Genomic DNA, 24,839 nt, shown 5'->3' on the forward strand with positions numbered 1-24,839 from the left:
CAAAGAAGCTTATGCGACTGCCTACTATCGAGCCATATGTAAAAGGAAATAACACTAGAGGTCATCCATGAACAGAGCTGAAGAAATGAGAATTGTCATCACAGGAATGGGGACCGTAAGTCCCTTAGGGGTTGGTACAGAGGCAACATGGCAGCGCTTATTAGCTGGGCAGTCAGGTATTCGGATATTGTCCGATGAGTTAACGGCTGGCATAGGAACAGCGGTGGGAGGTCGAGTCCCCAGCTTGGAAGAAGATCCACTCGCTGGCTACAACCCCGATCATTTCATTGCGACGAAAGAACGGAAAAAGATGGATCGCTTCATCGAATTTGCCCTGGTTGCTGCCGAAGAAGCATTGACACAAGCTAATTGGCGCCCGGTTACGCAAGAGGAACAAGAACGAACCGCCACTATTATTGCCTCTGGTGTGGGCGGTTTTGGCGCGATTGCAGAAGCTGTTCGCACCACGGATTCCCGTGGTCCTCGTCGTCTATCACCTTTTACTGCCCCTTCGTTTTTAGCCAACATGGCGGCAGGGCAAGTTTCCATAAAATATGGATTTAAAGGTCCATTGGGTGCCCCCGTCACCGCTTGTGCCGCTGGGGTTCAGGCTATAGGGGATGCGGCTCGGATGATTCGCAGTGGCGAGGCTGATATTGCAATATGCGGTGGAACAGAGGCCGCAGTTGACCGAGTTACTCTCGGATGTTTTGCTGCTGCTCGCGCGCTATCGACAGGCTTTAACGATAATCCTCAACAGGCTTCACGCCCGTTTGATCGAGACCGGGACGGATTTGTGATGGCTGAAGGCGCGGGATTGCTGGTCATTGAGTCGTTGGCGCATGCACAAGCTAGGGGGGCTCGGCCTTTAGCTGAAATTGTTGGGTATGGTACCAGCGCTGATGCATATCACTTAACCGCAGGCCCAGAAGACGGTAATGGTGCCGAGCGCGCCATGAAAAAAGCGCTCAAACAAGCAGGTATTGATCCACACGAGATACAGCATATCAACGCCCATGCGACTTCTACACAAGTTGGCGATAAAAGCGAACTGGCGGCTATCAAGGCGGTATTTAGTGAAGGTTCTTCCCCGGCTATCACGTCAACTAAGTCGAGTACCGGTCATTTATTGGGCGCCGCCGGAGGGATTGAGGCTATCTTTAGCGTGCTTTCTCTTCGCGATCAGATTGTTCCGCCAACGTTAAACCTTATCAGCCCAGATACGGCAGCGGATGGCCTTGATTTGGTTGCCTTGCACGCGCGTAAAATGCAAATCCAGCATGCACTGTCAAACGGGTTTGGGTTTGGTGGAGTGAATGCCAGTATTGTATTGCGACGTTGGTCGTCTGTCTGACGCATATCACTCAGTCGCAGCGTTATTACTTTACGCAGGCGTTGTTCTATAAAGGAAGAGGACTTCCAAGTCGATTTTACTTAAAAATGAGTGGGCATCCACTCAATAAGGAAGTGTGAAAATATGTCAAAGTTAACTGGGTTTACGGAAGCCAATGTCCCTGATCAATCGGGCAAATGTTTCATTGTCACCGGAGCAAACACAGGTATCGGCTTTGAAGTCGCCCGAGTGCTCGCTGCACGTGGTGCTCGGGTTATTATGGCTTGTAGGTCAAAGGAAAAGGCGACGCAAGCCATCGCCCAAATTCAACAGTTAAGCCCTACTGCCGATCTATCTTTTCTGCCTTACGATCAGAGCAATATTGATAGTATCCGTGAGGCTGCTAGTCAATTATCGAAAGAATCACGTATTGATGTGCTAATCAATAATGCAGGCGTGATGACCCCGCCTTTGACACATACCAAACAAGGCTATGAACTTCAATTTGGCGTTAATCATCTAGGATGTTTTGCGTTCACAGCTCTTCTGCTGCCTACACTTGCCAAAACTAAAGGGAGCCGAGTGGTGGTGACTTCTAGCATAGCCCATCGACATGCGAGCATAGATTGGGATGATCTTAATGCTGAGAGGAGCTACAACCGAACACAGCGTTATGCTGCTAGTAAACTGGCCAATGCGTTATTTTTGTTTGAGCTGGATCGTCGTCTGCGTGCTTCTGGCTCATCAATCATCGCGGTCGGCTGCCACCCGGGATTAGCTGCGACCAATCTTGGTCGTTATATGGGACCTATCCAAATGCTATTGCCACTGGTGGGTTTATTGCTCAACAACGCCGCACAGGGCGCTTGGCCCACGCTACAGGCCGCAACCGCTCCAGTACTATCCGGTGGTTATTATGGGCCGATTGGCTTTGGCGGTATACGAGGTGTGTCTGGGGAGTCTGCTCGCACAGCGCGGGCAACGGATGAAGCACTTGCTCGTCGACTCTGGGATATCTCTGTTGCCATGACGGGAATTGATCCCGGATTACCGCAGTGCACGCCATCGTTCAAGAGTGACAGGCAATGAAAGAGTGACATTGAGGACCTAACGACAACAAAGCCCGCTAACAAATGTTGACGGGCTTTCCAGAGGAAGTGCTATAGGAAGATCGGTATCGGGGTGATCTAAATGACAACGAGACCTTAGCTTGTGGCAACAGCGGAAGACATACCTCAGACTGAGTTAAAGTAAGCTACCGCCATTAATCACAATTTCCGACCCCACGGTCCAGGCTGAATCGTCGGAAGCCAAATAAAGCACCGCTTTTGCCACTTCCTCTGGCTTACCAAAACGGCCAGCGGGGATTGTTGCAACGATATCTTTCATTACTTGGTCATAGTAAGCATCTGGAATACCCGCTTTGTCGTAAAGCGGCGTATCAACTGGGCCAGGGCTTACTGCATTGATGCGGATCCCACGAGCAATTAGCTCGTTAGAAAGTGTTTTCGACATATTAAGTAATGCCGCTTTGGTTGAGCCATAAACAGAAGAGTTTACTGGCCCTGTGTGAGCATTGATCGATGTATTAAAGACCACGGATGCAGAGCTCGCGAACACCGGCAGTAATGCCTGCATCAGGAAATAAGGACCTTTAACATTGATGTTAAAAATGCGGTCGAAATTGTCTTCTGTCCACGTTTCGATTGGCATATAGGCAGATATGCCAGCATTTAGGAAAGCGATATCCAATTCACCAAAGTGAGCCTTAACAGCCTGAGCTAGCTCTTTCTGTGCATCCACGTTAGCAGAATCAGCGCTCAGTACTAAAACATCGCTACCCAGTTCCGCTTTCGCTTTTTCGATAGAATCAGGGTTAACGCCAGTAACAATTACACGAGCACCTTCTGAAAGGAAAAGCTTAGCGGTCTCAAGACCAATACCACTTGTTCCACCGGTAATAAGAGTGCGTTTGCCTTGTAATTTGGACATATAAAGTCTCCTAGAGGTTATCTGGATCAGTCAATTCGCTGATCGGCAGGAGCTTTACTATAGGTTTATGTATAACCGTAGATAAGATGGATTTTTCGAATATGACTCATGCTAAATATGCATAAATAACAGGACTGTTGAATGGATCGATTATTGTTGATGACGTGTTTCGTTCGCACGGTTGAGACTGGAAGTTTTTCGGCGGCTGGGCGAGATTTGGGGCTAGGGCAACCTAACGTCAGCCGTTATGTTGCAGCGCTTGAGAATTACCTACAAACCAGATTACTTAACCGTTCAACCCGCAAACTTGCTCTGACTCCAGAAGGAGAACGCTATTATGTAGAGGCGCGGCGTATTCTTGAAGCCGTGGAGGAATCCGAATCCTCATTGCGGGATAACATTGCTCCATCTGGGTTATTGCGGGTTGCCTGTCCGACGGCACTGGCACATACATTCTTGGTTCCACATCTAGCAAGTTTTCTGGAATGTTATCCAGAATTGACACTCGATCTCCAAATTAATGATCGCTATGTCAATTTAGTCGACGAGGGGGCTGAGCTGGCGATTCGCATTGGTCATCTGGACGACAGCGCAATGCGGGCGCGCCGTTTGGCAATGTTCGAACGGGTGTGTGTGGCAAGCAAAGCTTATTTGGCCAAACGGGGCATCCCCAAAACGCCAAATGAACTGAGAGAGCACGATTGCTTGATTTATACTCTGCTGTCAACGGGATCCACATGGCATTTTAAGGGAGAAGATATCCCTGTTTCTGGGAGGTTGCGAGTGAGTTCTCCGGAAGCCATACGTGCATGTGTAAATTCAGGACTAGGGATCGCCCAAGGCCCAGAATGGCTATACGAGGAAGGACTGAAAAATGGTAATCTTCAACTACTACTGAGTGATTACACAGCTCCACCAGTGCCCATTCAAGCTGTTTATCTGGCCAATCGCCTTCTTCCCAAACGAGCCGTTGTTTTCATGGATTTCGTTGCTCGTATATTTGCCAACAAGTCGACACTAACAACGCAATGAAGGTTGATCTGATACATTATTATTGGATCCCAATTTAAACAGCTTTTCTAGACCTAAGGTTGTTTGCTATTTCAAATGTAGCAAAGTCACTGATAAATTGTTGCCCACGGACGTTTCAGTGCATCCAGCAAAAAACTGGCACCGATGTACGCTATGAAAAGACTCTTTGGCGCTAATTTAATCAGTTTGTTTTTCGAGATAAAGAATAAGTTGTTGTTTTAATTCGTCATATAACTGGCTTTGTACTTTTTCTAACTTATATTGGTTACGATCGAGGCACAACCTAAGCTTTCCTAGTGTCGGTAAACCATCCAACTTACTAATATTATTCGGGTGACTGAAAGAAGAGCGCACCGTAATTCCTAATCCAGCATCAACAGCACTCCATAAGTTGCTCAGACTTCGGCCAACAAAGGTGATTTTCCACGGAATTCCATCTCGATCTAATGCTGCTGTGGCTTGTTGTCTGATCGTGCAAGCGCCATCAAGCATAACCAATGGTACAGGTTTTGAGGTATCAATAGGTTCTTTAAAATATTTGTTTGCTGGCCCAAACCAGTACAGTGGTAATTCTGCCAGAAGCTCACTATATGGCGCCGATTTCTCACCTCTCCAGCCTAATGAAAAATCTAACTCACCAGATTGAATGCCATCCATCAGCTCCTGATGGCGCCCAACAATGGATTGCAATTGTAAGTTTGGATGTGAGCGAGAAAATACACCTAACAGTTGTGGCAATAGCACATCACTAAAATCTTCTTGTAAACCAAAAACTACTTTTCCCGTCAATGAATTTTCCACTAACTGGTTCAGAGCTTCGTCATTTAACTGAAGCATGCGCCGGGCATAAGCCAGAATGATTTCACCTGCTTCAGTAGGCTCCAGGTGTCGGCCGATTTTGGTCACTAATGGTGTATGGCACTGCTGCTCAAGCTTTTTTAGTTGGGCGCTGGCTGCAGAAGGTGAACGATTAAGTCGTTCAGCCGCAGTTGCAAAACTGCCTAACTCAATTCCTAGGACAAAACATCGTAAGGCATCTAAATCCAGACTTCGCATATTCAATCATCCTAAATTTCAAAATCATTAATCAAAATAGTTTTGATTTTTTATATTAAAAAATCAACTTATTCTTTTCCAGCCGATGAAATCAGCTAGGGAAAATATATGGATACAAAACAAAAACACTTAATGGAACTGCTTGCCAAACTCGTTCTACAATTTCATCAACTAACGGTAGAGCTATTGTTTGGACAGGTCAGTAAAGAAGATAGTATTCAATTCAATGGAATTGAATACAGGTCTTTCTCTTCTAGTCAATCATGGAAAGATGCCGTGGGGACAATAAAATGATAGCAATGCAATATAGAATCGTTCTGCCATCGGATTATCCGATGGAAAAAATAGAAACTCGTATCAGAGAAAAAGGAAATTTGTTAGATGGATACCCCGGTTTAGTTTTTAAGGCCTACCTTTATGCACGAAAAGATGCTGAATATTATTCCAACAGCAACAGTTATGCTCCATTTTACGTATGGAAAGATCATCACTCTATGGTGACTTTTCTGAGAAGTGAAGGATTTAACGGATTGTGTGAGCAATTTGGTCGACCGGAAGTCAGGATGTGGTTTATCGAGGATGAACCAACAATACCAAATTCAAAATGTTCGCTTGCATGTATAGACCATCAGGTCTGTGAGGATGCGGATATTCATGGTGTTAACTTTACCTCCTGGGAAACGGTGAGTATCTCGTGGTTCAGTCAACCAGAGTTAGCTGAGAAAATGAGCGGCGACATCTATTCTATCGGTTATATCGCCCACGGTTAAATTTGATGAACAATTAAAAATGGTACTCGTTTTTCATTGAACCAGGTTCAGGGCGAATCTGGCTTATTATTTTTACCCTTTTGTAGTTCAGAGCTGACACTTGTTCTTATCCTATCATTAAGATTTCCGCTACCTAAATTGTCCGAAGATACACATGGCCGTCATTTGTATTTTTTTACAATTCAGTAACGAAGTTAGTTAGAATCAGCTAATAATTTATTCAGATTCAAGGTAAACATGGAAGATCAAAAAGTAGCAATTATCACAGGTGGGGGGCGGGGGATTGGTGCTGCCACCGCAAAATTGTTTTCTCAAAATGGTTACGCAGTATGCATCAATTATAAGTCTGACTCGGAAGCTGCAACCTACTTAGCTAAGGACATTACATCTCAAGGAGGCAAATGCATTGTAGTGCAGGCCGATGTATCTCAAGAATCGGATGTGCTTCGCTTGTTTGATACTGTTGACAAAGAGTTAGGTTCTTTGACCGTACTAGTAAACAATGCCGGTATCCTACAGAAACAGATGCGATTAGAAGAAATGAGCGCTGATAGAATCAATGCCATTCTTATCAATAACGTAACCAGTTATTTTTTGTGTAGTCGTGAAGCCGTCAAACGAATGTCAAAGAGTTATGGCGGGCTAGGTGGTGCTATTATTAATGTTTCTTCGGGAGCTGCACGTTCTGGTTCTCCAAATGAATATATTGATTATGCTGCATCAAAGGGAGCGATTGACACATTAACAAAAGGTTTGTCGTTAGAAGTGGCTGCCGAAGGAATCAGGGTTAACTGTGTTCGTCCCGGATTAATTTACACAGATATGCATGCTGATGGAGGAGAGCCTGGACGGATAGAGAGGTTAAAAAGCAAAATCCCACTTCAGCGAGGAGGTTTGCCTGAAGAGGTCGCTGAAGCAATTTATTGGTTAGCATCTGAAAAATCGACGTTTTCAACGGGTAACTATCTGGATTTAACAGGTGGTTTATAACTCGCTTCTGCTTAGAGCTAGCTACGCCAGCTAGCTCAGAAGTGTCGATTATCTGTCTCCATCAAAACTAAATATCGATCTATGCCTGATTTATACTACTTCAGAGCGGATCGCTGGCTCGCATCTCATTTTTGTTCTGATACATGCTTTTATCTGCTTTGGACAGAATTTCGTGGATGATCGACTTATCCGCTTTGCCCTTGAATGTATAGAACCCAACGCTGGAGGATAACGGAATCTGTTCGCCTTGCCACTGCAGCGGTGAAGTCTTAATTAAAAGCTGTATTTTATCAATCAGTTGCTCAACATCGTCCGGGTTGTGCATGCGTGGCAGAATGACAATGAACTCGTCCCCGCCCATTCTGGAGATAAAGTCCGATGAACGTGTCGATTTTTGTAGCAACATTGCGATGTGTTTTAACACGGCGTCGCCGGCTTCATGGCCGTAAGTATCGTTGATCTTTTTGAACTTGTTGAGGTCAATATTTAGAATCGTAAACACAATGTTGGCGCTATTTTTCGCCATGATGCGGTTAAGCTCATTGAACAGATAACGGCGGTTCGGTAAATGGGTGAGGTCATCCTGCAAAGAATGTTTCTGAGCACGAAAATAGTTACTGATAAAAAATACGATCAGCAGAAAACCGGCTGCAAAGATAATGGTGCCCAGTGTCATAAACAGACTTTTGAAGCTGTTTATGTTCTCAATCTCATGTAGGTCTTTATATTTGGCAAACAGAGTCCAGCTGCCGTTAGGCAGACTTATCGGATACTGGATGTCAAAATCAGACAGAACAGCTCTATTACCTTCAATTAATTTCTGTTCGATCTCATCATGGCCGTTGGCAACCAGCGCTATGTCCGCTCCTTTAATGTTATGCAGGTTGGACAGGGCAATCAGTTTGTCGTAGCTAATCACCACGCTCAAACCGCCCCAATACTGGGTATTGTAAGGTACATCGGTAAATATCGGATAGCGGGCGATAATCGCTTTGCCGCCCTGTACCAGTTCTAACGGCCCTGCCAGGAAGACTTTTTTATTCTGTCTGGCAATTTGCACGGTTCTGTACTGATGGGGGACGGTTCGGAAGTCCAGCCCAATTGCTTTTTCGTTGCTTTGCAGTGGGTAAACGTAATGGATTACATCGTTCGGCGCTAAACTTATGTTCCTGATTAGTTGCGCTTTTGCCAGGAATTGTTCGCCTACTTTGTTCCAGTTGTGGGTCGCGAATTGGGGATCGAGCGCCACCACCGAAGCAAAGCTGTCTGCCAGGTAGGTGTCGCGAAAGATGTTGGCCTCAATACTGTATCTGACTAAGGCAATGTCGTGTTGGATGGCTTCTTTTTCTTGCTGGGCTTGGTTGTCAATAAACTTATCCGTCGTCAAGGTGATGACCGTGTAAGAAAAGAAAAGGTACGCTATGGTTAATACACCGTAAGACCATCGGCTCATTTTATAGGATTTGATAGCATTACTCTCTTAGGTGGATAAGTACGACAACGCTTGTTGCTCAATAGTTATTCATTGTGTCAATAAGGTCAAGTGATAACCGGGTTATCTGATTTCATGACATATCGGCAGTTATGAGATTCCGTCACAGTTGCAAGCGGGCTGAGTGACTGAAAATTATGATAGATTTTAGCCATTTAATCAATAAAAGCCAAAAAGGCGACCTTAGGTTCGCCTTTTTATGCTACTTGAGTAAGTCTCAGATCTTATCAAAACCGATGCTAGACAACATGGGATCATGTTGGAAGTGGAAAGTGTAAACTAGGTGCCAGCGTTAAAGATGAATGGACTTGGGAGTTACCGATGACGGCCTCGCTCAAACTTATATCTGTTGGGAAACAAAAGTTCGCTTGATGCTTAAGAAGCAACATAGGTCCATGCTGCTAAGCGTTAATGACATTGCTTGATTTTCGCTCTCTCGCTATCGGTAAAGAGCGAACTACCGTGATTTTTAGCCGCTAATGAGTCGACGGCTTCTGAATGTAGTCAGATTGGGTTTGTCCATGTTGACCTCCTTATTGAAGAGTATGGTCAACATTAGTAGTGCCGTATTTAGCAGCATTTATACTGATGCTTGATAGAAGCAAACAGTAATAGAAATAAATAGAGGTATACCTTAGCCAGAATGTCGCTAAGCTATTGTAAATGTTTAGAACTTATTGATGTATCGTTCAGCGCTTGCGAATAACTTATCACATACTTTCTTCTGAGCCACAAACTCAGAAGTACCTTCGGCCATCTCATCTAGGACTTCTTTTGCTGCCTGGTATTCAGCGGCCATCTGCGCAAATCGTTCTTCAAAGTTGTTTTTTTGGATCTTTTTGCTCGATTTTTTGCTTGGTTTTCTCATGTCACTCTTCCTTATAAATCCCAAAGCTTCTTTTGTTCTCGTTCTAACAAAATATGCTCAATTTTTTTTCTTATCTTATGAATGCTCTCTGTGCTGTCATCTTTAGTAAGAGTCTTGCCCTTGACCATCTTAGAGTTGGTTCCTGCTAATGGTTTCTTCAAGCTCAATATCCTTCATTCATTTGAATTGAAAAACAACCTAAAGTCCTTCCCTGTGAATCTTTTATTTCACCAGAATTGTTCAATTCACAAAATGAAAAATTTAAGTCAAATAAGTGGGTTTCTAATTTGGGGAGGATATGGCGTTTTAAAACATCGCTATTTAGCTGATGTATCGTTGATGACCATGAGGTCTTATTTTGATGAAGGAAATATTTAACTGTGAACAATTAACTTTCCCTTTTGGTATTTTTGTTCACGTAAAACGTAATACCAGTAAATTTTTCTATTAGTTTTTCTGATTATAAACTCCCAGCTAAAGACTTAACAGAAAGCTCTCACCAAGAGGCAAGAGCTTTACTGATAGACTTATACTGCTGTAACGTTAGCCGCTTGCGGGCCCTTGTTACCTTGTTCTACGTCGAACGATACTTTTTGACCTTCTGTTAAGGTTTTGAAGCCATCGCTAGCGATTGAACGGAAGTGAACAAACAGGTCAGCACCACCATTGTCTGGAGTGATAAAGCCGAAGCCTTTTGTTTCGTTAAACCATTTTACTAGACCAGTTGTTTTATTAGACATATATATCTCGATAGATTGATTAAGTTAAAAAGAAAGCTACTAAATAAGGAATGAAGAAAAAGTTATCGCAGGATAGATATGACGACTTGGATCGAAAAACAACTGAGAAGATCTTGAACTAAATAATTTATCAATAGCTCACTGTTAGAGCTGCCGACACTATACACGATATAGAGATAATAGATATTTATTTCTCAATTAAATTTTTTTGTCCTTTTAAATCAATAACTTAAATCAATAACTTAAATCAATAATTCAAATCAACTTTGTTTTTTAGGCGGGCTATTGCTGAATTCAAACCAGCCGTGTTTTGAGTACAAACAACGAAAACAGTGTATTTAATATGCGTTCGTACACGGAATCAGACTTCGAATTGGGAGATGACAGCTCGCTTTGAGGATTGCCCCTGTAGGTTTGCCAGTCATAAATCACTGGCAGAAGCTTCTTTTAACCATCTACGTGCATTTATAACACGGACAAAAAAGGCGAACATCCGTTCGCCTTTTCAATGTTACAGCAAATGATCTTAGTCTTGGTAGGAATCAATGCTCGGGCAAGAACAGATCAGATTACGGTCGCCGTACACGTTATCCACGCGGTTTACGGTTGGCCAGTACTTGGCTTCTTTTGCTTGCTTTGAAGGGAAGCAGGCGATATCGCGTGAGTACGGGTGAGTCCATTCATCGCTTGCCAGGTCAACCTGGGTGTGTGGAGCGTTCACCAGCGGGTTGTCTTCCAGCGGCCATTCACCGGCGTGAACTTTGCTGATCTCTTCACGGATAGCGATCATCGCGTCACAGAAGCGATCCAGTTCTGCCAGATCTTCTGATTCGGTTGGCTCAACCATCAGAGTACCCGCAACCGGGAACGACATGGTTGGCGCATGGAAACCGTAATCCATCAGACGCTTAGCGATGTCTTCTTCGCTGATGCCCGTTTCTTCTTTCAGCGGACGGATATCGATAATACATTCGTGCGCGACGCGGCCGTTAGCACCACGGTACAGAACCGGGTAGTGCGGCAGCAGGCGTTCCATCACGTAGTTCGCGTTCAGGATAGCCACTTCCGTGGCTTTAGTCAGGCCTTCAGCGCCCATCATCGCGATGTAAGCCCACGAGATTGGCAGGATAGAGGCGCTGCCCAGGTCAGCTGCTGCGACTGCAAAGTCAGAACCTTCCACACCGCCTTCAATGTGGCCCGGCAGGAATGGCGCTAGGTGTGATTTCACACCGATAGGGCCCATACCCGGACCGCCGCCGCCGTGCGGAATACAGAAGGTTTTGTGCAGGTTAAGGTGCGACACATCAGAGCCGATGAAGCCCGGAGAAGTCAGACCGACCTGAGCGTTCATGTTCGCGCCGTCCAGGTAAACCTGGCCGCCGGCTGCGTGGACCATGTCACATACTTTACGTACCTGCTCTTCATACACACCGTGCGTAGAAGGGTAGGTGATCATAATAGCCGACAGGTTGTCCTGATGTTTCTCGATCTTGGCGGCCAGATCGTCGATGTCGACGTTACCGTTCTGGTCACATTTCACCACGACCACTTTCATCGATACCATTGAGGCGGTTGCCGGATTGGTGCCGTGCGCTGAGCTTGGGATCAGACATACGTTACGGTGACCTTCGCCACGGCTTTCGTGGTAACGCTGAATAGCAATAAGGCCAGCGTATTCACCCGACGCACCTGAGTTAGGTTGCAGTGAGAACGCATCGTAACCGGTGATTTCACACAGTTTTTGCTTCAGATCGCTGGCCAGGGCTGCGTAACCGGCCGCCTGTTCTTTTGGTGCGAACGGGTGGATAGAACCGAATTCCGGCCAGGTGACAGGAATCATCTCGGCGGCCGCGTTCAGTTTCATGGTACAGCTGCCCAGCGGGATCATGCCATGGGTCAGTGAGAAGTCTTTGTTTTCCAGCTTTTTCAGGTAACGCATCATTTGCGTTTCGCTGTGGTGCGTGTTGAATACCGGGTGAGTCAGGTAGGATGACGTGCGACGACAATCTTCCGGAATTGCTGCGAATTCGTTCGACTCGATGGCTGCTGACAGCGCGGTAACGCTTTCCGTCACGCCGAATACTGCAAACAGCGCTTCAACGTCAGCCACGCTGGTGGTTTCATCCAGGCTGATACCCAGTTGCTCTGGCAGTTTACGCAGGTTGATGTCTGCCTGCAGAGCTTTCTGGTACAGAGCTTCCGTGTTGCTGCCGCTGTTCAGAGTGATGGTATCGAAGAAGCTGTTGTGCGCCAGCTCAAAGCCCGCTTTAGTCAGGCCCGCGGCCAGGATTGCGGTCATGTGGTGAGTACGGCGAGCGATAGTACGCAGGCCTTCAGCGCCGTGGAATACCGCGTAGAACGATGCCATGTTTGCCAGCAGAGCCTGTGCAGTACAGATGTTCGACGTCGCTTTCTCGCGGCGGATGTGCTGTTCACGGGTCTGCATTGCCATACGCAGTGCCTGGTTGCCTTTCTTATCGATAGACACACCGATAACACGGCCTGGCATGGTACGTTTGTGCGCGTCACGCGTTGCCATGAACGCTGCATGCGGACCGCCGTAACCCATAGGTACGCCGAAACGCTGTGCGGAACCGATAACGACGTCTGCGCCCATTTCACCGGCTGGCTTAAGCAGGGTGCTGGCCAGCAGATCAGTCGCAACAGTGACTAAGGTTTTGTTCGCGTGTGCTTTTTCGATGATGTTGGTCAGATCGCGCACTTCACCTGTGGTGCTTGGGTATTGCAGCAGAGCGCCAAACACATCTTGTTCCGCCAGGCAATCGATTGCGCCAATTTGCACTTCAAAGCCCAGGAAGCCTGCGCGGGTCTTCACCACTTCAATGGTTTGCGGGTGCACATCGTCTGCCACGAAGAAGACTTTGCTTTTGCTCTTGCCGGCACGGTGACACAGAGCCATTGCTTCGGCAGCGGCCGTCGCTTCATCCAGCAGGGACGCGTTCGCGATTTCCATGCCGGTCAGGTCCATCACCATCTGCTGGTAGTTAAGCAGCGATTCCAGACGACCTTGTGAGATCTCTGGCTGGTATGGGGTGTAAGCTGTGTACCAGCCTGGGTTTTCCAGGACATTACGCAGGATCACGTTTGGTGTGAAGGTGTTGTAGTAACCCTGACCGATGTAGGTACGCTTGATCTGGTTCTGTTTTGCGAACACTTTCATTGCGTTCAGCATGTCGGCTTCGCTTTGAGCCGGGGCCAGGTTCATCGGCGCTTCCAGACGGATATTGGCTGGAACGGTTTCTTTGATCAGAGCGTCAAGGCTGGCGGCCTTGATGGTGTTAAGCATTTTTTGCTGATCGTCAGCATTGGGACCGTTGTGGCGAGCAACGAATTCATTTTGTGTGCTTAGGCTGTGAAGTAATTCTGTCATTGTCCTTTACCTTTTCTACCCGGAACAGCTGGCGGCGAGCGCTTTACTGGGCCGGGTACAGAACCGCCGTTTCGGGCTGGGCGGTTTTGAAAAGCCGCCCGCAGGGCGACTTGATAACCAGAGACGATTAGTCTTCTTCGATAGAGCTCAGGTATTCCTCAGCGTCTTTCAGGTCGTCCAGTTCAGATGGATCAGACAGTTTTACTTTAACGATCCAACCGCCTTCATAAGATTCTTCGTTGATTAGCTCAGGGCTGTCCTGAAGCTCTTCGTTCACTTCTACGATCACGCCGCTTACCGGTGCGTAGATGTCTGAAGCTGCTTTTACAGATTCAACCAGAGAGAAGCTTTCGCCAGCTTCGCATTCGCTGTCCACTTCTGGCAGTTCAACGAATACGACGTCACCCAGCATTTCCTGTGCATGCTCAGAAATACCGATGGTTACGGTACCGTCACCGTTATCACGTACCCATTCGTGGCTATCTGTAAACTTCAGTGTTTTGTCCATTGCATTATCTCCAAAATATATCTCTAAATTGCAGCCTTCCCAATTGTGTCGCGGGGTGGTTCTTCGGGATACGACACTCAGTTTCCGGCTAAGCTAACTGTTGTTCAGGCAGAGTGCCTGCTGGCAGCCTGCTTTCAAATCTAACGACGGTTTTTTACAACTTTACTTCTTTGTTCAATGACATGATGCAGGGGCCGTGCCCGCATCATGCTTAACGCTTATTTCTTTTGTAGAGCGTCAAATGACTGGTAAAACGGTCATTTATTGGTAGAGCGGGAAGCGCTGGCATAGCGCCTTAACCTGTTTGCGCACCCGTTGTTCCACTTCCGGGTTACCTTGCGGGCTTGCGACCAGACCATCCAGCACGTCGCCAATCCACTCACCAATCTGTTTAAACTCTTCACTGCCAAAACCACGGCTGGTGCCCGCAGGTGTACCTAAACGGATACCAGAAGTAATCATAGGCTTCTCTTCGTCAAAAGGGATGCCATTTTTGTTACATGTGATACCGGCACGTTCCAGTGCCTGCTCGACCAGGTTGCCTTTCAGGCCTTTCGGACGCAGGTCCACCAACATCAGGTGGGTATCGGTTCCGCCGGTCACGATGTCACAACCGCGAGTCTGCAATACTTCCGCTAAGGTTTTTGCGTTGTTGATCACTGAATCAATATAGGTTGCAAACTCAGGGCCTAATGCCTCACCAAATGCGACCGCTTTCGCGGCAATAACGTGCATCAGAGGGCCGCCCTGCAGGCCAGGGAATACCGCTGAATTGATCTTCTTAATGATCTCTGCGTGATTGGTCAGAATCATGCCGCCACGTGGCCCGCGCAGTGTTTTGTGCGTTGTGGTGGTGACCACGTCGGCAAATGGCAGCGGGCTGGGATGCGCACCAGTTGCGACCAGGCCGGCAATGTGCGCCATATCGACCATCAGCAGAGCGCCGACTTCATCGGCAATGGCGCGGAATTTTGCGAAATCAATGGTACGCGGAATGGCAGAGCCACCGGCAATGATGAGCTTTGGCTGGTTTTCCAGGGCTAACTGACGCACTTGATCGTAGTCGATCTCCATGCTGTCGCGGCTTACACCGTATTGCACCGCATTAAACCATTTTCCAGACAGAGCAGGGCGGGCGCCGTGGGTCAGGTGGCCACCAGCATCAAGCGACATCCCCATGATGGTATCGCCCGGTTGGAGCAGAGCCAGCATCACTGCGCCGTTTGCCTGAGCACCGGAGTGCGGTTGAACGTTCACGTATTCGCAATTGAACAGTTTCTTGGCGCGTTCGATGGCAATGGCTTCGACGCTGTCGACGTGCTCACAACCACCGTAGTAACGGCGGCCAGGATAACCTTCAGCATATTTATTGGTCAGGCAGGTGCCTTGGGCTTGCATGACTGCTTTAGAAACGATGTTCTCGGAAGCAATCAGTTCAATTTGTTCGTTTTGGCGGGCGAATTCATCCTGAATGCCGGCAAATACTGCGTCGTCAGTAGCCGCAAGATTAGTGGAGAAGAAGCTCTCCAGGCGATGATTTTGGTAAGCTTTATTTGCGTTGGCGTTCATAGTAGATGACCTTCCAATAATCTGACGAGCCTGGTGCGTCGTGCTGCTCGTCGGTCCTTTTAAACGGTCTGGCTGACGCCAAACCCTGCTTAAGTGGATTGTTCCCTAAATCACCTACCCATCTGACAAATCAGGTATCTGGCGATTCGGCGCTGACATTAAAAAATGAGCAAATCGAGCAATCTGCGGGTTCGCTGCTTTTATCATCTGTCCGGCGCTATTTTGTCTGGGTAGAAGCCCTAAAAACCAGGGCAAAACCCGCTACCAAATGTTAAATCCATTCCATCCGGAGGCGGTAAGCTGCATCTCTACATCTAACATGGATGTAACATACTCTTTGCTGTGTGAACAATCAATCAAAAATTTCCTATAGGAAACACAGATGTCGTTTTTGCTATGCAAAGCACGCTTTATTTCCAATTGTGGTCTTTAATCAACCAGTCGCTTCGTGCAACAATGCGGTTCTGATACAGGAAGGATAGATAATCGAGGGAAAGCATGTCTGAAGACATTTATGATGAGTACCCATCTTTGACACTGGCCAAGGAAGCAGGCGAGCAACACATTGAACCGTTAAAGCTGGGACATCGAATCAAAGATATTCGTGCCAAGCTGGGTATAACACTGGAAGAAGCCAGTCAGCGTACTGGCCTGGCGCGCTCAACGCTAAGCAAGATCGAGAACGAGCAAATTTCACCGACGTTTCAGGCAATGCAGAAACTGGCGAATGGCTTGCAGATTGATATGCCACAACTGTTTGAACCGCCTAAGAAAATGACCGCAAGTGGTCGTCGTGATATCACCAGAAATGATCAAGGTAAACCGCATCCGACCCAAACTTACGAGCACGAGCTGTTGGCAACCCAGTTGTCGAATAAAAGAATGATGCCATTTAAAAGTCGCATCCGTGCCCGCAGTTTTGAAGAATACAGTGACTGGGTTCGCCACGATGGCGAGGAGTTTCTGTTGATTCTGGAAGGTGAGGTGATGTTCTATTCTGAGTTCTACGAGCCGGTGGTTCTGGAGCAAGGAGACAGTGTTTACTACGATGCCAACATGGGGCATATGCTGGTTTCGCTGAGTGCAGAGGATGCTCAAATCCTCTGGGTGACGGCGAAATAGCCAGTTAATACAGAAGTTATAGCCAAAACAAAAAGTTTCCTATAGTGAAAGCAACCGTTTGCTTTTTGTTGTAATTTAAACAAAAATACGCCGCAGTGATGATTAACCCGTCACTGCGGCGTTTTTATTGGGCTCCGATAATGTGATTGAGTTGTTAATTATGACAATTTGCGCTGTTTGGAACTTGTTAATTCGGTCAAAGTGGCGCATGCTTGTTTACTATAGGAAACACGTTTTCCTGCACGGAAACTTTTAGCAATGATTGCGCAAAGCTCACCCGATGGAGTGCAATCAACGGCATATTGTTTTTACCCGCAATGATGCAGGGTTAATACCGCAGTCATGCCGGGTAAATTAGTGGCTACACTCAAAGCGGAGTCTGGCTATATGGAGAGAAAAATGACTCAGGAACATGCGACACAAGAACTCTTGACTACACCGTTACACGCGCTTCATATTGAAGCTGGTGCCAAAATGGTGCCTTTTGCGGGTTATGATATGCCGGTGCAATACGCTTTGGGCGTGAAAAAAGAGCATCTCCATACCCGTGATGCGGCTGGTCTGTTTGATGTTTCTCACATGGGTCAGCTTCGTCTACGTGGTGAAGGTGCCGCTGCTGCTCTGGAAACTCTGGTACCGGTTGACATCATCGACCTGCCACAAGGCAAGCAGCGTTATGCTTTCTTTACTAATGATGAAGGCGGCATTCTCGACGATCTTATGGTTGCTAATCTGGGCGATCATCTTTTTGTTGTGGTCAACGCGGCCTGTAAAGAGCAGGACATCGCTCACCTGAATGCTCATTTGCCAGCCGGTGTTGAGATGGAAATCATCGCAGATCGTGCTTTGCTGGCGATTCAGGGCCCGAAAGCGGCTGAGGTAATGGCTCGCCTGCAGCCAGCTCTGGCAGAGATGCGCTTTATGGATGTGCAGCAAATCAGTATCGATGGTGTTGACTGCATTATCAGTCGCAGTGGATACACAGGTGAAGATGGCTACGAAATTTCGGTTCCGTCTGACCAGGCACAGGCATTTGCTCGTACTCTGACTGCTTTTGACGAAGTGGAGTGGATTGGTCTGGGCGCACGTGACTCACTGCGTCTGGAGTGTGGCCTGTGTCTGTACGGCCACGAACTGGATGAAACCACGACTCCGGTTGAAGCCAGCCTGTTGTGGGCAATTCAGCCGGTGCGCCGTCAGGGCGGGGCGCGTGAGGGTGGTTTCCCGGGAGCCGACATCATTCTGCAGCAGATCGCGACTAAAGATGTGGTGCGCAAACGTGTCGGCCTGGTTGGTCAGACTAAAGCACCTGTGCGTGAAGGGACGGAATTGTTTGATGCTGAAGGTGCACCGATTGGTACCGTGACCAGTGGTACTGCGGGTCCGACAGCGGGCAAGCCGGTTTCGATGGCTTATGTGCGCGCTGATCTGGCTGATGTTGGTACTGAAGTGTTTGCTGAAGTCCGTGGTAAGATGCTGCCAATGCTGGTGGAAAAACTGCCGTTTGTACCACAGCGTTATTACCGTGGTTAATTATTGAACGATTTGTTTTGCAATCCGGTGAATATGTGGTACAAGGCTTCTGGGCCATCGTTATAGCAACGATACGCATAAACACCTTGGTGTCATTATTTGCATAAATCGGCCCTGTGTTTCACAGGGCCTTTTATTTTACATTGAATTATATTGATACTTACATTAATAATAACAATTAAAACCTTAACTAAATTAAGCGAACTCAACAACGTCCTGTCTTTAAGTAGTCACTAAAGGATGATTAATATGAATAAATGGGTAGCCGGTTCGGCATTGTTCTGGTCACTGGGTCTGGCATCGGGCGTACAGGCAGATTCGGAAGTCAGTACGTATATTGTTAATGGTGAAAACACGACCATTTCGGCTTACGCATCGTTCGCCAGTCTGTTTTACAACAGTATCGGATTTCCCCGTGAGTCTGATAATGGGCAATATGGTCAGCGCAGCTTTTGCGGCGCCACCATGCTGGACTCAACTCACGTGTTAACGGCAGCTCATTGCTTGTATGATGAGGATGGAGAACTTAACTATGAGTACATGCTCTACACGACCGTCGGGCAGGCAACTAATGAAGCTGACTACGCTCTGTACGGCACCACCGTACGTGCTGAACAATTTTTTATCCACCCTAATTTTCAAGATACTGCATCCAGTTTATGGGCGAATGATATTGCTATTATAAAAATGGAGAGTACTCTCAATCCTCAAGGTACAGTGGCACGGCCCAATGATGAGAGTTACCGTCTCGGTTCTGATGGCAGTGATAATGATACTAACGATTATGCGTTTAAGATTGTCGGTCATGGCAATATTGAAACGGATATTGATGGTACAAGTCAGTTGCAAGTGGCGGACATGACTTACGTCCCAAATGACACCTGTGATAACGGGCTGTCATTACTAAGCAATAAGCAGATTTGCTTTAAAGGCGCGAGTACTGACCCGGATACCAATCTAGACAGCGGGACCTGTCAGGGCGATTCCGGCGGTCCGGTTTACTGGGATAGTGGGAATGGGTTAATTCAGGTTGGCATTACCAGTTTTGGTCCGGCCCGTTGTGGGGTCGGTTTCTCTGGCTCTGATGTGACCGCTGTATTTACCGAAATCTATGACTATCGTAACTGGATTGACCGCGTACTAGCAGGTAGTGAAACGGCCACGTTTGTCGGTACGGATGAAAAGCGTCAAGCTTTTGCCAACGGCACCTTTGACCCAGAGATGCCTTCGGGTATTGCGGTGCCTTCAAGCGGTGGTGGCGGCGGTTCACTTGGTCCTTGGTTGTTAGCCATGCTGGCTGGCGTTGCGCTTTGGCGCAGACGACAGACTGTAGAGCTATGAGCTTGATTTGTCCGGCTTAACGACAATGATGAAACCAGCGCCTGGCCTGAATGCCGGGCGTTTTTTATTTCTCCATTTTTCTTGATTACGGCTTTACCTTACGCTGCCTGACTGATGATCAGGTTTCGGCCATTCTGTTTTGCCTGATACAGCAAGACATCTGCTTGCTTAAGTGCCTCGTCAAGTGAGTCGTTCACCGGCCAGACACCGCCCGAAATCGTCACGTTGGGTTTCTGGATAAAACGGGCGACATCGTCTCCGATGCGCTCAAAGATGTTGACTGCCTGCTGCGCCGATTCGGTTTTGACCACCACAACGAACTCTTCACCGCCAAAACGAAAGGCGTAATCGGTGATTCTTATCCGGCTTTTTATTACTGATGAGACGCGCTTGATCACCTGATCGCCAATATCATGGCCGTATTTATCATTAACCGCTTTAAAATGATCGATATCGAGAATACAGGCGTAGTAGCCTTGTTGTGCGGTAAGTTGCGCACTGACTTTTTTCAGATAGTGGCGGTTGTGAAGGCCGGACAGTTCATCGGTATAGGTGATTTTAGTCAGCTCCAGCTTGTCTTTGCGTAACCGATAGAGGTAGAGACTTACCCCGGCCGTGATACTGCCCAGGAGCAGCACCAGATAAAAATAGGGGGGCACCAGCTCATGATTATCAACCACTTTGATTAGGTAACTGGTGTGATTACTGAACAGCTTAAATTTACGGTAAATAAAACTGACATCGTCATATTCCATGATTCCGGCGTTACGGTTGCTGAGTTGCAGGTCGCGCCAGGCCTGGGGATATTTGGTGGCGATTGAGTCCAAGGCCTTTAAGCTTCGGTCAGTGCTTGAATAGACAGTGCCGTCCTCTCCCAGCAATAGGATATCCTTACGCGACACTTCAGAGAATTCACTCAGGTCAGCTTCAAGCACCAGATAGCCGATGTGACGAGTGCCCTGATAGAGCGCTTTAAACTCGGTTAAAAGGCGGGAATGAGGGGCGATAAACAGTTGTATTTGCTGTTTGTTCAGGTCACTGGTGTAATAACGGTTATATTGCTCGATTAATCTGGCGTAGCGTATGTCATCGGGTTGCGTCGAGATAATTTTCAGGGACTTAACCAAGGTTTGTGTGCTGAGCAGCTGCTTTGAAACATCATTAAACTGTTGTGGTTCGCTAAAGTAATCGATGGCGATCTGAGTATCGGCCAGGGCAAGCAGGCTATCTGCCGTAGAGCGCTTGAGTAACAGGGTGTCTTGTAGCGTGCTGAGTTGCATACTGAAGTCTGCCTGCTTGTCAGCTTTGATAAAACGCATCGGAGTATTGATCAAAAAAATGATCACCAGCGTAAACAGCAGGCATTTCACTTCAAGATGAAACGATGATGAAGTCGAGAGAGGAGTCTGATTGAGGATCATACGCTGAAACAATTCCTTATGTTTCGGCGATAATATGGAGCAATATCACTAAAATCCACTCTGAAGCCATGAATCATTTGTGACCTGCAGAGTTAATCTGAGCTACCTCACAACTTAGTCCTTGTTTAGTGTAAGATTGCTCGACAAGGTATAACGGCTGGCACTCGCGAGCGACAGAGGCTTGGAAAACCAGTAACCCTGTAGGTACGATGCGCCCATTGCCTTGAATTTCTGATACATGGATCCGGTCTCAATCCCTTCAATCACAATATCGACGCCTTTGCTTTTAGAAAGCTGAATGATAAATTGCAGATATTGTTCAGATGATTGATTAGTCAACGTTTTAGCGGCCATTGAGCGATCGATTTTGATTTGATTGAGCGGCAGATCGAAAAAACTGTTGATTGAGCTGAAGCCGCTGCCGAAGTCATCCAGAGAGAGCTGAAATCCCAGGTTGCTAAGAGTGACTAATTGCTCGAGTGCGTTCTTGTTACCATCCAGAATCACGGTTTCGGTCAGCTCGAGCACGATAGATTGCGGAGCGATTCCGGCTTGCTCGGCCATTTTTTGTATCGTGGCAGGGAAAGCGGTATTGAGTAACTGCAATACCGATACATTGATGTTGACCCGGATACTCAGCCCGTTAATTCTGTTATAGCGTTCGATGAATTCACACGCTTTGCCAAATACCTGATAGCCTACATCTGTGATCAGGCCTTTCTTCTCGGCCACCGGAATAAACTCATCCGGAAAGATTTCACCAAATTCTTTAGAACGCCAGCGTACCAAGGCTTCAAAACTAGAAACCTGCCCGGTCTGGGCGTTGAGTATTGGCTGGAATTTGACCGACAAAGAGCGTGAACTCAGAGCTTCTTTCAGTCCGCGTTCAATGAAGAAATAGCGATCCACGCGTTTTTGTGTTTTTCCACTGTACAGTTCAACCCGTGAGCGGTTGGTTTCACGTGCATACTGGCAAGTGCGTGAGGCGATATTGACGATCTCTTCGGCCGTGTCTTCGTTGCTGAACGCCGGATAAAGGCCAATACTCACATGGTTGCCAAAAAGGTGGCCTTGCTCTTGGACCGATTTGGTGTAGCGTTGCAATATGTCCTGACACAAAGCGCGCAGTGCGGTATCGCTGTCGGTACGGTGTAACAGGATCGCAAAATCGTCCGAGCGTACACGGTAAAAGTCACCGTCTTCACATCGGATTCCGTTTAATGCGGCTATAACGTGTTGCAGGACATGTTCATTGACTTCGCTGCCATACTGATTTTCGTAAGATTTAATATCGTCAATCTGCAGATAAATCAGTGAGCTAGAGGCTTGAGTGTCCTGTTTTGCGTTATCAATATCTTTGAGCAGTTTGGTCATATTGCCCAGGCCGGAGATACTGTCGTAGTAGGCTGCCTGATTAAGGAAAGTCTCCATCAATTTTTGATCAGAGATGTCGCGATGATAGCCGACCATAAATCTGTCGCCGTTCAACTCGCGATTGATAGCGATACCTTCAAGCCAGATGTATTGACCGTTAGTTTTACGAACCCGGTAATGCGAGGTCACTTGATTGTGGTTGGTCAGGTGTTCAAGCACCCTTTTTTTCAGCATGGCGCGATCTTGCGGGTGCACAACAGCGTACCATTCTTCCAATTGAATAGTATGAGCGCTAAAACCAAATTGTTGGTAAAAATCAGGGTTGTAAAAAGTTAAACAGCCCTGACTATCCATATGAAATATACCTTCACTGACGATATCAAAAATATGCACCAGACGTTTTTTCTGGGTATCGGTGAGGTTGGGGTTCGTGCCTTGGGACAGTCCCTGCGTCAATGGCATAACAAATGTACCTGGCTCTTTTTAGAATCGCATTGATTCGAGCTTAACGATGAAAATGGCTACTCATGTAGCGGCAAGGGCAAACTGAACGTATTGAAGTTACTTTTTATTTTATGCAACCATGATAACGTTTATGAAACGATGTCTCAATTATGAAATTACCCTCTACTAATAAGCGTGCGATTGCGCATGTCTTACTGCATTGACGGTTTCCTGGCGCCAGCTTTTATGATAAGTCGAAATTGTTTATATATCATTCGGATTATATTGTATTTTTTTCCTGATTTGAGTCAAAATTATCTCTGTTTAGCGCGAAACCATGACCGGCTAAGAACGCAAAAGCGGTCCGAAGACCGCTTAAATATGCTTTTTGTAGTGGCTGCTCAGTCATTACACTGCGCCGCGTTAACCCTAATCAGCTCCGATTACCGGTCCCAGTAAGCTTCTTCCAGGCTGTCTTCTCGTTCCGGCAATGCGCGCGACAGGCGAGGAGAGTGCTGAGTCAGTACTTCATAACTGACTCGGTTGGCGTATTTACACACCTGCGACAGTGATGAATAGGTCAGATAGTGACGATCGTGCTTGGCGGAGTTTGGCACATTCTTGAGGTGGTAGCTATTCGCTGCCATGTCATGCAGTAGTGCCGACAACGCTCCGTCTCCGGCTCCGTTGGTGTTCTTGATTTTCAGCGGACCACCCAGATACGGGCCGATATGGGAGTATATACGAACAGGCTGCGAACAATCCTGCTGACGCATCGCACGGCTGAATTCATACTGGTTAAACTCAGCAATATGGCCTGGCAGCAGAGGCAGTTCGGTGCTGCGTTTGACCGCATCATCCACATAACCGGCCATATACAGGCCAATTGGCCCTGCAGTGCACAGCACCATATCGACCCAGTCCAGTGCTTTGTCCGCGGCTTGCAGCGGATCGCTAAAGCCGGTCAGTGCTGCGCCTTCATCTTCGTTCATCGCCAGAACCGTGACGTTCTCTTTCAGGTATTCTTGCCACCAGGCCTGATTACCTTCAATCACGTATTTGGTGCCGAGAGTCAGGACGACAGGAACCGAGTTTTTCTTCGCCAGTTCAATCGCACGCTGTACCGCTTTTGGCATCGGATCTTCCGGTTTGCCGCGCATCAGATAAGATGACACGACTAACGCAGAGGCTTTCTCAAATACTCGTTGCGGAATACTTTCCGGACGCAGCTGGTTCATCTGACCTTCATTGATAGCAAAAGTACGCTCACCGTCTTCTGAGATCAGGGTGTAGCAGCGACCAATCGGGCCATCGACTGTCTGCAGGTAGTTGAGGTTCATCCGGGACGATGTACTGCACAGGTAACGGTACGCGTAAGAGCCAACTTCGATGTTCTTTGACATCACACCAAGCAGTACGGATTTGCTGTCGGCGAGTACCGAGTAGTTGTGCAGAGTATTGCCAATGGTATCGCCCGGGTGCTGATGGGTGATCAGATTCCTTTCCACCAGCTCCTGATAGAGCGCTTCAGCTTGTGCTTCTTCAAGCACCAGCGAATGGCCTTTACTCAGATTATATTTTGCGATGAACTCGTCATCTACTTTGGCTTCGATATCCACCATGGTCTGGCCGATGCCGACGATAGTCGGACGGTGCATGGTCGGGGTTTCACGCAGCTGATTGACCAAAGGATCACGGGTGCTGGTAGGGAAATAGTGTTTAGATTTGCGTTGTCCAGGAAACTTCATCGGTTAAGTGGGCAAAATGGGAAAATTTCGCGGATAGTATCACAAAAAATTCACTGAGGTTTCATTTTTACATTTCATTTCTTGGTAAATATCACGCGACTCAAGTCGGGCCGCG

General features: G+C 47.2%; 21 protein-coding genes. 9 read left to right on the forward strand and 12 right to left on the reverse strand.

Translation table 11 applies throughout. From position 1 onward, the window contains the following. Window positions 1-67 precede the first annotated feature (67 nt). Both fabF and E6C74_RS06675 read left to right on the forward strand, forming a co-directional pair. Entirely contained in the window at window positions 68-1,354 is a 1,287-nt protein-coding gene (gene fabF, locus E6C74_RS06670; protein ID WP_136483903.1) for a beta-ketoacyl-ACP synthase II, read from the forward strand. 123 nt (window positions 1,355-1,477) lie between these two features. Next, a complete protein-coding gene (locus E6C74_RS06675) occupies window positions 1,478-2,422 on the forward strand; it encodes an oxidoreductase (protein WP_136483904.1) in 945 nt (314 codons plus the stop codon). Window positions 2,423-2,578: 156 nt separating this feature from the next. Here the strand turns inward: E6C74_RS06675 and E6C74_RS06680 are convergent, their stop codons facing one another. Then, on the reverse strand, window positions 2,579-3,325 hold the full coding sequence (locus E6C74_RS06680) for an SDR family oxidoreductase (protein ID WP_136483905.1): 747 nt from the start codon (window positions 3,323-3,325) through the stop codon (window positions 2,579-2,581). 141 nt (window positions 3,326-3,466) lie between these two features. Here E6C74_RS06680 and E6C74_RS06685 point away from each other — a divergent pair, with 141 nt between their 5' ends. Continuing rightward, window positions 3,467-4,357 carry a LysR family transcriptional regulator gene (locus tag E6C74_RS06685; protein ID WP_136483906.1) on the forward strand — a complete coding sequence of 297 codons (891 nt, stop codon included), beginning with the start codon at window positions 3,467-3,469 and terminating at the stop codon, window positions 4,355-4,357. Between the two features lie 177 nt (window positions 4,358-4,534). On the opposite strand, the gene E6C74_RS06690 is transcribed toward E6C74_RS06685, so the two are convergent. Beyond that, window positions 4,535-5,413: a LysR substrate-binding domain-containing protein gene (locus E6C74_RS06690; RefSeq protein WP_136483907.1), complete on the reverse strand. Its 879-nt coding sequence runs from the start codon at window positions 5,411-5,413 to the stop codon at window positions 4,535-4,537. A 108-nt stretch (window positions 5,414-5,521) separates the two neighbouring features. Here E6C74_RS06690 and E6C74_RS06695 point away from each other — a divergent pair, with 108 nt between their 5' ends. From E6C74_RS06695 to E6C74_RS06705, 3 genes are all read left to right on the forward strand, one after another. Then, window positions 5,522-5,707 (forward strand): hypothetical protein, encoded by a 186-nt coding sequence (locus E6C74_RS06695; protein ID WP_136483908.1) that lies wholly within the window; start codon window positions 5,522-5,524, stop codon window positions 5,705-5,707. Next, window positions 5,704-6,183 carry a DUF4865 family protein gene (locus E6C74_RS06700; RefSeq protein WP_136483909.1) on the forward strand — a complete coding sequence of 160 codons (480 nt, stop codon included), beginning with the start codon at window positions 5,704-5,706 and terminating at the stop codon, window positions 6,181-6,183. Before E6C74_RS06695 ends, E6C74_RS06700 begins: the two co-directional genes overlap by 4 nt. 237 nt (window positions 6,184-6,420) lie before the next feature. Continuing rightward, a complete protein-coding gene (locus tag E6C74_RS06705) occupies window positions 6,421-7,173 on the forward strand; it encodes an SDR family oxidoreductase (RefSeq protein ID WP_136483910.1) in 753 nt (250 codons plus the stop codon). A gap of 100 nt (window positions 7,174-7,273) precedes the next feature. Here the strand turns inward: E6C74_RS06705 and E6C74_RS06710 are convergent, their stop codons facing one another. From E6C74_RS06710 to E6C74_RS06740, 7 genes are all read right to left on the reverse strand, one after another. Then, complete coding sequence (locus E6C74_RS06710; RefSeq protein WP_240798138.1) at window positions 7,274-8,560, reverse strand: diguanylate cyclase; 1,287 nt, start codon at window positions 8,558-8,560, stop codon at window positions 7,274-7,276. A gap of 772 nt (window positions 8,561-9,332) precedes the next feature. Beyond that, the gene (locus tag E6C74_RS06715) at window positions 9,333-9,533 is read right to left on the reverse strand and encodes a hypothetical protein (RefSeq protein WP_136483912.1); all 201 of its coding nucleotides are present in this window, start codon (window positions 9,531-9,533) and stop codon (window positions 9,333-9,335) included. Window positions 9,534-9,544: 11 nt separating this feature from the next. Continuing rightward, window positions 9,545-9,694 carry a hypothetical protein gene (locus E6C74_RS20980; protein ID WP_168796962.1) on the reverse strand — a complete coding sequence of 50 codons (150 nt, stop codon included), beginning with the start codon at window positions 9,692-9,694 and terminating at the stop codon, window positions 9,545-9,547. Between the two features lie 366 nt (window positions 9,695-10,060). Further along, window positions 10,061-10,273: a cold-shock protein gene (locus E6C74_RS06725; RefSeq protein WP_136483914.1), complete on the reverse strand. Its 213-nt coding sequence runs from the start codon at window positions 10,271-10,273 to the stop codon at window positions 10,061-10,063. 526 nt (window positions 10,274-10,799) lie between these two features. Continuing rightward, the gene (gene gcvP / locus E6C74_RS06730) at window positions 10,800-13,664 is read right to left on the reverse strand and encodes an aminomethyl-transferring glycine dehydrogenase (RefSeq protein WP_136483915.1); all 2,865 of its coding nucleotides are present in this window, start codon (window positions 13,662-13,664) and stop codon (window positions 10,800-10,802) included. A 127-nt stretch (window positions 13,665-13,791) separates the two neighbouring features. Continuing rightward, complete coding sequence (gcvH, locus tag E6C74_RS06735) at window positions 13,792-14,172, reverse strand: glycine cleavage system protein GcvH (protein ID WP_136483916.1); 381 nt, start codon at window positions 14,170-14,172, stop codon at window positions 13,792-13,794. Window positions 14,173-14,433: 261 nt separating this feature from the next. Then, window positions 14,434-15,741, reverse strand: coding sequence for a serine hydroxymethyltransferase (locus tag E6C74_RS06740; protein ID WP_136483917.1), 1,308 nt, complete (start codon window positions 15,739-15,741; stop codon window positions 14,434-14,436). 498 nt (window positions 15,742-16,239) lie between these two features. Here E6C74_RS06740 and E6C74_RS06745 point away from each other — a divergent pair, with 498 nt between their 5' ends. The 3 genes from E6C74_RS06745 to E6C74_RS06755 all read left to right on the forward strand — a co-directional run bounded on the left by E6C74_RS06745 (window position 16,240) and on the right by E6C74_RS06755 (window position 19,737). Continuing rightward, window positions 16,240-16,863: an XRE family transcriptional regulator gene (locus E6C74_RS06745; protein ID WP_136483918.1), complete on the forward strand. Its 624-nt coding sequence runs from the start codon at window positions 16,240-16,242 to the stop codon at window positions 16,861-16,863. Between the two features lie 399 nt (window positions 16,864-17,262). Continuing rightward, window positions 17,263-18,396, forward strand: a complete 1,134-nt coding sequence (gcvT, locus tag E6C74_RS06750; RefSeq protein ID WP_136483919.1) for a glycine cleavage system aminomethyltransferase GcvT — start codon at window positions 17,263-17,265, stop codon at window positions 18,394-18,396. 249 nt (window positions 18,397-18,645) lie between these two features. Then, complete coding sequence (locus E6C74_RS06755; protein WP_168796975.1) at window positions 18,646-19,737, forward strand: trypsin-like serine protease; 1,092 nt, start codon at window positions 18,646-18,648, stop codon at window positions 19,735-19,737. Between the two features lie 98 nt (window positions 19,738-19,835). On the opposite strand, the gene E6C74_RS06760 is transcribed toward E6C74_RS06755, so the two are convergent. From E6C74_RS06760 to E6C74_RS06770, 3 genes are all read right to left on the reverse strand, one after another. Beyond that, window positions 19,836-21,158 (reverse strand): GGDEF domain-containing protein, encoded by a 1,323-nt coding sequence (locus E6C74_RS06760; RefSeq protein ID WP_136483921.1) that lies wholly within the window; start codon window positions 21,156-21,158, stop codon window positions 19,836-19,838. A 114-nt stretch (window positions 21,159-21,272) separates the two neighbouring features. Further along, window positions 21,273-22,994: a GGDEF domain-containing phosphodiesterase gene (locus tag E6C74_RS06765; protein ID WP_136483922.1), complete on the reverse strand. Its 1,722-nt coding sequence runs from the start codon at window positions 22,992-22,994 to the stop codon at window positions 21,273-21,275. A gap of 425 nt (window positions 22,995-23,419) precedes the next feature. After that, window positions 23,420-24,724 carry an inosine/guanosine kinase gene (locus E6C74_RS06770; RefSeq protein WP_136483923.1) on the reverse strand — a complete coding sequence of 435 codons (1,305 nt, stop codon included), beginning with the start codon at window positions 24,722-24,724 and terminating at the stop codon, window positions 23,420-23,422. Between the last annotated feature and the right edge of the window lie 115 nt (window positions 24,725-24,839).

This window comes from Vibrio sp. H11 (genome assembly GCF_004804295.1).
In the GTDB taxonomy this organism is placed as follows: Bacteria; Pseudomonadota; Gammaproteobacteria; order Enterobacterales; family Vibrionaceae; genus Vibrio; species Vibrio ostreae.

Excerpts from the sequence above, each read along its gene's own strand:
- fabF (WP_136483903.1), top strand. The coding sequence starts at position 68 with ATGAACAGAGCTGAAGAAATGAGAATTGTCATCACAGGAATGGGGACC.
- E6C74_RS06675 (WP_136483904.1), top strand. The coding sequence starts at position 1,478 with ATGTCAAAGTTAACTGGGTTTACGGAAGCCAATGTCCCTGATCAATCG.
- E6C74_RS06680 (WP_136483905.1), bottom strand. The coding sequence starts at position 3,325 with ATGTCCAAATTACAAGGCAAACGCACTCTTATTACCGGTGGAACAAGT.
- E6C74_RS06685 (WP_136483906.1), top strand. The coding sequence starts at position 3,467 with ATGGATCGATTATTGTTGATGACGTGTTTCGTTCGCACGGTTGAGACT.
- E6C74_RS06690 (WP_136483907.1), bottom strand. The coding sequence starts at position 5,413 with ATGCGAAGTCTGGATTTAGATGCCTTACGATGTTTTGTCCTAGGAATT.
- E6C74_RS06695 (WP_136483908.1), top strand. The coding sequence starts at position 5,522 with ATGGATACAAAACAAAAACACTTAATGGAACTGCTTGCCAAACTCGTT.
- E6C74_RS06700 (WP_136483909.1), top strand. The coding sequence starts at position 5,704 with ATGATAGCAATGCAATATAGAATCGTTCTGCCATCGGATTATCCGATG.
- E6C74_RS06705 (WP_136483910.1), top strand. The coding sequence starts at position 6,421 with ATGGAAGATCAAAAAGTAGCAATTATCACAGGTGGGGGGCGGGGGATT.
- E6C74_RS06715 (WP_136483912.1), bottom strand. The coding sequence starts at position 9,533 with ATGAGAAAACCAAGCAAAAAATCGAGCAAAAAGATCCAAAAAAACAAC.
- E6C74_RS06725 (WP_136483914.1), bottom strand. The coding sequence starts at position 10,273 with ATGTCTAATAAAACAACTGGTCTAGTAAAATGGTTTAACGAAACAAAA.
- gcvP (WP_136483915.1), bottom strand. The coding sequence starts at position 13,664 with ATGACAGAATTACTTCACAGCCTAAGCACACAAAATGAATTCGTTGCT.
- gcvH (WP_136483916.1), bottom strand. The coding sequence starts at position 14,172 with ATGGACAAAACACTGAAGTTTACAGATAGCCACGAATGGGTACGTGAT.
- E6C74_RS06740 (WP_136483917.1), bottom strand. The coding sequence starts at position 15,741 with ATGAACGCCAACGCAAATAAAGCTTACCAAAATCATCGCCTGGAGAGC.
- E6C74_RS06745 (WP_136483918.1), top strand. The coding sequence starts at position 16,240 with ATGTCTGAAGACATTTATGATGAGTACCCATCTTTGACACTGGCCAAG.
- gcvT (WP_136483919.1), top strand. The coding sequence starts at position 17,263 with ATGACTCAGGAACATGCGACACAAGAACTCTTGACTACACCGTTACAC.
- E6C74_RS06755 (WP_168796975.1), top strand. The coding sequence starts at position 18,646 with ATGAATAAATGGGTAGCCGGTTCGGCATTGTTCTGGTCACTGGGTCTG.
- E6C74_RS06760 (WP_136483921.1), bottom strand. The coding sequence starts at position 21,158 with ATGATCCTCAATCAGACTCCTCTCTCGACTTCATCATCGTTTCATCTT.
- E6C74_RS06765 (WP_136483922.1), bottom strand. The coding sequence starts at position 22,994 with ATGCCATTGACGCAGGGACTGTCCCAAGGCACGAACCCCAACCTCACC.
- E6C74_RS06770 (WP_136483923.1), bottom strand. The coding sequence starts at position 24,724 with ATGAAGTTTCCTGGACAACGCAAATCTAAACACTATTTCCCTACCAGC.